The organism is Longimicrobium sp. (genome assembly GCF_036554565.1).
Taxonomy (GTDB): domain Bacteria; phylum Gemmatimonadota; class Gemmatimonadetes; order Longimicrobiales; family Longimicrobiaceae; genus Longimicrobium.
Genome location: NZ_DATBNB010000859.1, coordinates 1 through 8,288 on the forward strand (window position 1 = coordinate 1; position 8,288 = coordinate 8,288).

General features: G+C 71.9%; 7 protein-coding genes and 1 pseudogene. 6 read left to right on the forward strand and 2 right to left on the reverse strand.

The window, feature by feature from the left end; translation table 11 throughout:
• A pseudogene (locus VIB55_RS24155) lies at positions 1–498 on the forward strand (hypothetical protein); the annotation flags it as partial.
• A gap of 84 nt (positions 499–582) precedes the next feature.
• On the opposite strand, the gene VIB55_RS24160 reads toward VIB55_RS24155, so the two are convergent.
• Positions 583–2,133, reverse strand: a complete 1,551-nt coding sequence (locus tag VIB55_RS24160) for a M28 family metallopeptidase (protein WP_331879247.1) — start codon at positions 2,131–2,133, stop codon at positions 583–585.
• A 151-nt stretch (positions 2,134–2,284) separates the two neighbouring features.
• Positions 2,285–4,264 (reverse strand): M1 family metallopeptidase, encoded by a 1,980-nt coding sequence (locus VIB55_RS24165; protein WP_331879248.1) that lies wholly within the window; start codon positions 4,262–4,264, stop codon positions 2,285–2,287.
• Between the two features lie 142 nt (positions 4,265–4,406).
• Between VIB55_RS24165 and VIB55_RS24170 the strand changes: the two genes are divergently transcribed.
• The 5 genes from VIB55_RS24170 to VIB55_RS24190 all read left to right on the forward strand — a co-directional run bounded on the left by VIB55_RS24170 (position 4,407) and on the right by VIB55_RS24190 (position 8,158).
• Complete coding sequence (locus VIB55_RS24170; protein ID WP_331879249.1) at positions 4,407–4,667, forward strand: hypothetical protein; 261 nt, start codon at positions 4,407–4,409, stop codon at positions 4,665–4,667.
• Positions 4,664–5,311: a uridine kinase gene (udk, locus tag VIB55_RS24175; protein WP_331879250.1), complete on the forward strand. Its 648-nt coding sequence runs from the start codon at positions 4,664–4,666 to the stop codon at positions 5,309–5,311. Before VIB55_RS24170 ends, udk begins: the two co-directional genes overlap by 4 nt.
• A 121-nt stretch (positions 5,312–5,432) precedes the next feature.
• Positions 5,433–5,852: a type II secretion system protein GspG gene (locus tag VIB55_RS24180; protein WP_331879251.1), complete on the forward strand. Its 420-nt coding sequence runs from the start codon at positions 5,433–5,435 to the stop codon at positions 5,850–5,852.
• A 269-nt stretch (positions 5,853–6,121) separates the two neighbouring features.
• Positions 6,122–6,922 carry a class I SAM-dependent methyltransferase gene (locus tag VIB55_RS24185; protein ID WP_331879252.1) on the forward strand — a complete coding sequence of 267 codons (801 nt, stop codon included), beginning with the start codon at positions 6,122–6,124 and terminating at the stop codon, positions 6,920–6,922.
• Between the two features lie 12 nt (positions 6,923–6,934).
• On the forward strand, positions 6,935–8,158 hold the full coding sequence (locus tag VIB55_RS24190; RefSeq protein ID WP_331879253.1) for a Xaa-Pro peptidase family protein: 1,224 nt from the start codon (positions 6,935–6,937) through the stop codon (positions 8,156–8,158).
• The last annotated feature ends 130 nt before the right edge of the window (positions 8,159–8,288 follow it).

The following is an 8,288-nucleotide window of genomic DNA, read 5'->3' on the forward strand; positions in this document are numbered from 1 at the left end:
CCCCGGCCGGTGTGCTTCGTGGACCTGGTTCACAGCGGCGCCACCTTCGGGCGGCTCTCCGACGAACTGGGGCGATGGGCGCGGGACGAGGGGGTGGACGTCAAAGCCGTGCGACGGCGGGTGCGATTCGTGGGGATCACCGAGCGCGGAAAGAACAGCCCCAACGCGTGGCGATGGTTCCAGCGCGTCGAGTGGAGAAAGGACTATCCGCGGAGCGCCCTGAGAGGGCTTTCGCTGCCGTACTGGACGTGGACCACGTGGGGGGACAGCCAGGAGAAGACGGTGCCTTCGCACAGCCAGGCGCGGTGGGGATCGGACGACATGCACCAGCCGCCGCGCGACCCCGAGCACCTGCGCGCGCTCCGGCTTGCGGTAAGGTTCCACGAGCGAGGCCGCACGCGCGAGGAACGGGAGCGGTTCTGTGCGGAGCTGGTGGGGCGCCCGGAGATGCGCGAGCCCTGGCTCCGTTCGCTAGTCGTGCAGATCCGCGCACGCTGACGCGCGGAACTGCGCCTCACGGGGGGGCACGGAGAACACGGAGGAGGCTTTCCTCGATGGCTTCCGTGCCCTCAGCCGTTCAGGTCAGGTGCAGGGCGTTCCGAGGGGCGGAACGGGCTTATCCACCCGCGGCCGCGCCGGGTGGTTGGCCACCTCCACGCCGATGTCGGCGATCAGCTGCGTGACGCGCGCCAGTTTGTCGTAGTCGATCAGGTGGGCCTCGTCCTGCGGCTTGTGATACTGGTCGTGAAGCCCGGTGGTGAAGAACGTCACCGGGATGCCGTAGCGCGCGTAATTGTAGTGGTCAGACCGGCAGTAGATGCGCTCCGGGTGGTTGGGCGCATCGAACGAGTAGTCGAAGGCGAAGGGCCGTGGCCGCGTGCGGTTGACCGCCTCCACCACTTCGCCCAACTCGGTCGATAGCCGCCGCGAGCCCACCAGGTACAGCGAGTCGGGCGCGTTGCGGCCGATCATGTCGATGTTCAGCTGCGCGACGATTGACTCGCGCGGCACCGTGGGCGTGCGCGTGAACGCTTCCGAGCCCAGCAGTCCCTTCTCCTCGGCCGTGTGCCAGACGAAAAGGACGGACCGCGCGGGCGGCTGCCGCACCAGGCGCTCGGCGATCTCCAGCATGGCCACCGTGCCGCTGCCGTCGTCGTCGGCGCCGTTGTAGATGGAGTCGCCACCCACCGGCTGCCCGATCCCGTCGTGGTCGTAGTGCGAGCCGATGGCCACGTACTCGCCCCGGCGCGCCGCGTCCGCGCCGGGGAGCACGCCGACCACGTTGAACGCCTCGATGGGGGAGCTGGTGCGGCGGATGGCGTAGCGGAACGCGCCCAGGTCGGGCAGGGGGCGGGTTGCCTGCGCGAGCGGCCGGCCGATCATCCGCTCCGCGCCCGCCGGGTCCGTCAGGAACACGGTGGGCAGTTCGCCCGCGGCGGGCGCGGCGCTGTCCGCGGGAGCCACGCTGCCGTTGCGGGCGATCCCCTGCGCGTAGGCCCAGAACTGCTCCAGGTCTCCCTCGGCGATCATGATCACGCCGGCGAGCGGCGACCCGGGGCCCAGCAGCGCGCCCACGTTGTAGCGCGGCTGCCCCGGCTGCGCGCCGGGCGCCACGCCCATCCGCAGGATCAGCACGCCGCCCCGCATCTGCTCCGCCGTCAGTTCCTCCGCCTGGGAAACGGAGGGATCCACGATCCACCCGCCGTACAGCAGCCGCCCCGCCGCCTGCTGGCGCGTGTTGGCGGGGAGCCCTCCCGTGCCGCTGACCGGGACGATCACGTCCGCGCCTAGCGTGCGTCCGCCGAGGCTCACCTCCGCCTCCGCGCGCATGCGGACCAGCGGCACCGCGTTGAACCACGAGCCGCCATCGCCCGCGGGGCGCAGCCCCAGCCGCGTCATCTCCGCCACCAGGTAGTCGGCCGCCTTGCGGATGCCGGGGGTGCCCACGTCCCGCCCCTGCATGCTGTCGTGCGCCACGATCTCCATCCGGTGGCGCAGGTCGGCCGCGGTGATGGCGGTTCCGGTCGGGGACACCGGGCCGGGCACGGGCGCCGGGCCCGCCGCCGGCGCCGCGCAGGCGGAGAGCGCGGCGGCGAGGGCCGGGGCGGCGATACGGGGAAGGGATCTGCTCACGTGAATCTCTGCTGCGGGTGGAAGGCTGCGACGCGATGCGCCCCGGTGCCGTCGCAAGCTCTGCGGCGTGGACGGCACGCGCAAGGACGGAAACCGACGAGGGCCCGCCCGGAACGCTCCCGGGCGGGCCCTCGTGAACGTGCGGAAGCGATCAGGGGCGCGTCCACACGTTGTTCTGGCGGTCCACGTCCGGGAACACGTTCTCCGCGTCGATCTCCACCCGCACGATCGGCGAGCCGCCCCCGGGCGGAAGGGTCAGCGTCGCCGACTTGCGGCCCGACAGCCACTCTTCCACCGGCACCTCCACCGTTTGCGTGCCGCCGTCCTGGCGGGTGATGGTGACGCGCGCCGGCATGGGCGCCAGGCCCCGGTCCTCGACGACGATCGTGGCGCCGCGGTCCGTTTCCGTCACGCTGGCGACCGCGTGGTCCAGCGTCCAGGTCTCGTAGAACCAGGTGCGCCAGAACCAATCCAGGTCCTCGCCCGCCACCTCCTCGACCGTGTTGAAGAAGTCCCACGGGTAGGGGTGCTTGAACTTCCAGCGGTTGTGGAAGGTGGTCCACGCACGGTTGAACGTCTGCTCGCCCAGCAGCCCGCGCAGGGTGGCGAAGACGGTGCCCGGCTTGGGGTACGACGCCGTGCCGAACGCCGCGGAGGTGTAGTGGAAGTCGCTGCGCCGCATGATCTCGCCCTCGGCGCCGGCGCGGGCCGTGCCCAGGTACGAAGCGCGGTCCTCCAGCTCGGGCGTGGTCCCGGGAAAGGTGTCCCGGCGGGCCTGGGCCTCGTGGAATGTGGTCATCCCCTCGTCCATCCACGAGTAGCGGCGCTCGTCGACGTTCACGATCATGGGCACCCACATGTGCGCCAGCTCGTGCGCCGTCACCGCGTACAGCGCCGAGTCGCCCTGCGCCGTGTATCCCCCGATCAGCGTCATCATGGGGTACTCCATCCCCCCGCCGACGATGCCCTGTCCCTCCACCGCCGTCATGTGCGGCCAGGGATAGGGCACGCCCGTGTAGCCGGAAAGGAAGCGGATGGAGTGCTGCTCGTAGCGCGCCACGTGGCGCCAGCGGGGCGCGCTGGGGCGCCAGAAGGCGTGGATGGCCGCGTGGTCCGCGCGCCCGTCGCCGTCGCGGTCGCCCACGGAGGTGCGGGTGGCGTCCCAGTTGGACTCGCGCGTGACGCTGAACGCGGCGTCGCGGACGCTGTCGGCGCGGAAGCGCCAGGTGAGCACGCCCGCCTGGCCGGGCTGCGTGGCACGCCCGAAATCCGCCTCCGTCAGCACGTGGACGACGGTGTCGCTCTGGATTCCCGCGCGGTAGCGGGCCAGGACGGCCGGGGCCAGCACCTCCTGCGGGTTCTGCAGCGCGCCCGTGCCGAACACCACCCACTGCGCGGGCGCCTCGACGGTGATGTCGTAGCTGCCGAAGTCGGCGTAGAACTCGGCCGTGCCGCGGAACGGGTCCGGGTGCCATCCCACCACGTCGTCGTACACGGCCATCGCCGGATACCAGTACGCGAAGAAGAACAGGTTGTCGGCGTCCCATCCCATCCGGCCGCCGGCGCCCTCCTTGGGAACGGTGAAGCCCCAGTCCACCTCGATGCGCGCCGTGGCGCCCGGCTGCACCGGTGCCGCGGGGGTAATCACCATCCGCGTGCCGTTCACCACGTAGCGCGCCCCCTGGGTGCCGCCCGCGGACAGCGCCTGCCCGCCCACGGCGACGCGGGTGAGGGTGACGCCGCCGGTGACCTCGGCCGGCTCGTTGCGCACCACGCCCGGCGCGTGGTGGTTCATCGTCAGGTCCACGTGCAGCTGCGCGAGCGCGTCGGGCGAGTTGTTGGTGTAGGTGATCACCTGGCTCCCCTCCAGCCGCTTCTGCGCGGGGAGCACGCGGGCGCGGATGGCGTAGTCGGCGCGGTTCTGCCAGTAGCGCGCACCCGGCGCTCCCGTCGGCGTGCGCGTGCCTCGGTCCACGGCGCGCTGGTGGCCGGCGGGCGGGGTGACGGGGTAGGGAATGGGCCGCTCCAGGCGGCCCGTCACGGGCGCCGGGCCCACCACCGGCCCTGCCTGCGGAGTCGTGCACGCCGCCAGGGAGAGCGCGGCGAAAAGCGCTGGGGACCAACGCGTCATCGAGGTTCCTCCGGTAGATGGTTGCCGGGCAAGCTAGGGCGGCCCGGTGGCGCTCGGCAACCGGCGGGGCGCGCTTGCCGGGGCGGGGCGGGGGCGGCTAGCTTGCGGCCCTCCGGTTCCAGCCGTACCCACCAGGCAGGTCATGCGCAGGATCCTGATCGCATTCGCCGCCCTCGCGGCGCTTCCCGCCGCCGTGCGCGCCCAGTCGACGCGCGACGGCATCTCGCAGCTGCTGACGCAGGCGGTCGACGGGCAGCGCGTGCTGGGCGAGGACGTGAGCACCGGCGACGTTCCGCTGCTCACCTTCACGGCCGCCGGGACGGGGCCGCGTCCCCTGGCGGTGATCGTGACGGAATGCCGGACGGCGCTGTGCTGCTTCGGGATGGAGGCGCTGGCGCGATGAAGCCGTTCCTGATCGGCATCGCGGGGGGAACGGGGTCGGGCAAGACCACCGTGGCGCGGCGCATCTACGATTCGCTGCACCTGGATTCGGCCGTCTTCATCGACCACGACTCGTACTACCGGGACCTGTCGCACCTTTCGCTGGAGGAGCGGGCCGGCGTCAACTTCGACCACCCGAACTCGCTGAACAACGACCTGCTGATCGCGCACCTGACGGACCTGGTGGAGGGGCGTGCCATCGACAAGCCGGTGTACGACTTCGCCCGCCACACGCCCGCCCAGGAAACCATCCGCACGGAGCCGCGCGACGTGATCCTGGTGGACGGCATCCTGCTCTTCGCCGAGCCGCGGCTGCGCGAGATGTTCGACCTGCGCATCTTCGTCGACACCGACGCCGACGTGCGCTTCATCCGCCGCCTGCGCCGCGACCTGGAAGAGCGCGGCCGCTCGCTGGACTCGGTGATCGAGCAGTACCTGACCACCGTGCGCCCCATGCACTTCGAGTTCGTGGAGCCCTCCAAGCGCTACGCCGACGTCATCATTCCCCGCGGCGGGCAGAACCGCGCGGGGATCGACGTGGTGGCCGCGCGCATCCGCGAGCGCCTGGCCGAAAAGGCCCGCGACCAGGCCGCGTCCGGACCGTAGGGCGGGGGAACGGATGGCGCGAGGGGACCTTGCGCCAATTCCCGCCACCGGCGAGTTTTGGGCGGACGCCTGCTGCTCGCCCGGGTAGCAGTGTGAAGGAACCCCGCCCCACTCGCCTCGCATGACACGCCCCCGCATCATCTTCGCCCCGCGCACCATCGTGGGTGCCCTGCTGAAGTTCTCCGCGGTCGCCGCCCTCCTGCTCCTGGTCTCGCCCGCGCTGCGCACGCGCGCCGCACCGCACGTCGAGCCGCTGGTGAACCCCCTCCGACGGATCACCGTGGGCGACCGCGTCAACAACATGGCGCGGCTGGTGGAAAAGGAAATCCACCGCACGGGCGAGGCGCCGCAGCCGCGCGACTTGGCCGGCATCCTCAAGCGGATGTACCCCGGACGCGACGACGCCACGCTGGACCCCTGGGGCCGCAAGTTCCTGCTGCGGCGCCGGGCCGGCACGTTCCACGTCCTTTCCACCGGCCCCGACCGCCGCCAGGGCACCTCCGACGACATCGTGTCGGACCCGCTCCCCATCCCCGACTGAACGACGAGCCTCGGGCGCCCGCGGCCGCGCAGAGGTGGCGGATGCGAGGTGAAGAACGGGCCGGCTCCCCGCGCGGGAGCCGGCCCGTCCGTCGTTGCGGCACGCGCCGACAGCCTGGGGCGGATGGGATGATGATCGGTGCCGCGCCCTGGCCGATACTGGCGCCCGCTGGCGACGGGCCCACCGGCGAACCTATACTGTTCGCCATGCCTGCGCGCGATCCGCACGATCTGCCAGTACCACCGCCGCCGCGGGAAGGTGGGCCGTCGATGCTCGACCTGGTCCGCCTCAGCCGGGACGCGGTCTTCCCGCCCGGGGGCGAAGAGCTGTACCGCCAGATCGGCCGCCTCACGGAGCTGGGCGCCGGCCACGAGGTGATCGACGCGGCCTGCGGGCGGGGCATCAGTTCGATCTTCCTGGCCGAAACGTTCGGGTGCGGCGGGGTGGGCATCGACCCCGACCGGGTGCTGGTGGACCAGGCCGAGGCGCGGACGCGCGAAAGCGGCGTGCATGGCCGCTTCACCTTCGAAACCGCGGCGCTTGACGACCTGCCGTTCAAGGACGGCACCTTCGACGTGGCCATCGGCGAGATCGGCCTGGCCGCCGAGGCCGACCCCGCCCGCGCCGTCCGCGAGCTGGCGCGCGTGGTGAAGCCGCACGGCTGCGTGGTGCTGGTGCAGCTGATCTGGACGGGGCACGTGGACCCCGCCCGCCGCGAGATCCTGGTGCAGCACCTGGGCGCGCGGCCCATGATCCTGGTGGAATGGAAGCAGCTGCTGCGCGACGCCGGCGTGGTAGACCTGACGGTGGAGGACTGGTCCGACGCGCCGTCGCCCTTCCGGCCGGCCGCGGGCGGGCCCTTTCCCGACTTCAGCGAGATCTTCTCGGCGCGCGAACGGTTCGACATCCTCCGCCGCGCGTTCCGCCGCTGGGGATGGAGCGGGGTGCGGGGCGCCGTGCTGCGTGAGCGCGAAATTCACCGGCTGCTCACCCGGGAACGGGTGCTGGGGCTTTCGCTGATCAAGGGAACCAAGTGGCCGGCCCCGGATGCGCCGGCCGCCACAACCTGAACGAGACCCGAGATGGCCGTCGTCGAAGCAACCGTCCAGCTCAGCCGCGAAACCGTCGACCGCGTGCGCGAAGAGCTGCGCGCCCTGAAGGTGGATGGGTGGCTGCTCTTCAACTTCCTGGGCAGCAACCCCATCGCCGGCGAGCTGCTGGGCCTGCCCGCGATGACCCGGCGCTACTTCGTCTGGATCCCCGCCGAGGGCGAGCCCGTGGCGCTCACCCACCGCATCGAGCAGCAGCCGTGGACGGGGTGGATCGGCGAGAACTGGCCGTACTCGTCGTGGCGGGAGCTGGAGAGCCGCCTGGCGCAGCTGCTGGCAGGCAACCCCCGCGTGGCGATGGAGTACGCCCCGGGCGACGCCGTTCCCTACGTGGACCGCGTTCCGGGCGGCGTCATCGAGATGGTGCGCGCCACCGGCGCCGAGGTGGTGACCTCCGCCGACCTGGTGAGCGCCTTCTACGCCCGGTGGACCCCGGAGGGGCTGGCCAGCCACCACCGCGCCGCGACGGTCGTGTACGAGACGGCGCACGCCGCCTTCCGCATGATCGCCGACGCCATCCGCCACGATAAGCGCATCACCGAGTGGGAGGTGCGCCGGTGGATCGCCGACGAGTTCGCGCGCCGCGGCATCGTCGTGGGCGCCGACTCCATCGTGGGCGTCAACGGAAACGCCGCCAACCCGCACTACGCGCCCTCGGCCGACAAGCACTCGGAGATCAAGCGCGGCGACCTGGTGCTGATCGACTTGTACGGCAAGGAAGGCGGTGTCGAGGCCATCTACGCCGACCAGACGTGGATGGGCTACGCGGGCGAGCAGGTTCCCGAGCGCATCGCCGAGATCTTTGCCGCCGTCCGCGACGCGCGGCTGGCCGCCATCGACCTGGTCCGGCGCCGCTGGGACGCGGGCGAGCCGGTCGCAGGCTACGAGGCCGACGACGCGTCGCGCAACGTCATCACCGAGCGGGGCTGGGGCGACGCGTTCATCCACCGCACGGGGCACTCCATCGACCGGCAGCTGCACGGGTCGGGGCCCAACATCGACAACCTGGAATCGCGCGACACCCGCCGGCTGATCACGGGCATCGGCTTCTCCGTGGAGCCGGGGATCTATCTTCCAGGCGATGTCGGCTTCCGTTCGGAGGTGGACGTGTACATGGGGCCGGACGGGCCCGAGGTGACGACGCCCGAGCCGCAGACGGAGGTGTACGCCCTGCTTTCGGACCCGCGCTTCGCCTGATGGCGCCCGATCCCATCCCCCTCCGGCGGCGGGCCGCGGCGCACGGGCTCACCCTGCTGGCCGTGGTCCCGGCGCCGATGGAGGAAGGAGCGTGGGAGCCGGCGGATCCCGCCTTCGGGTCGGAGCTGGT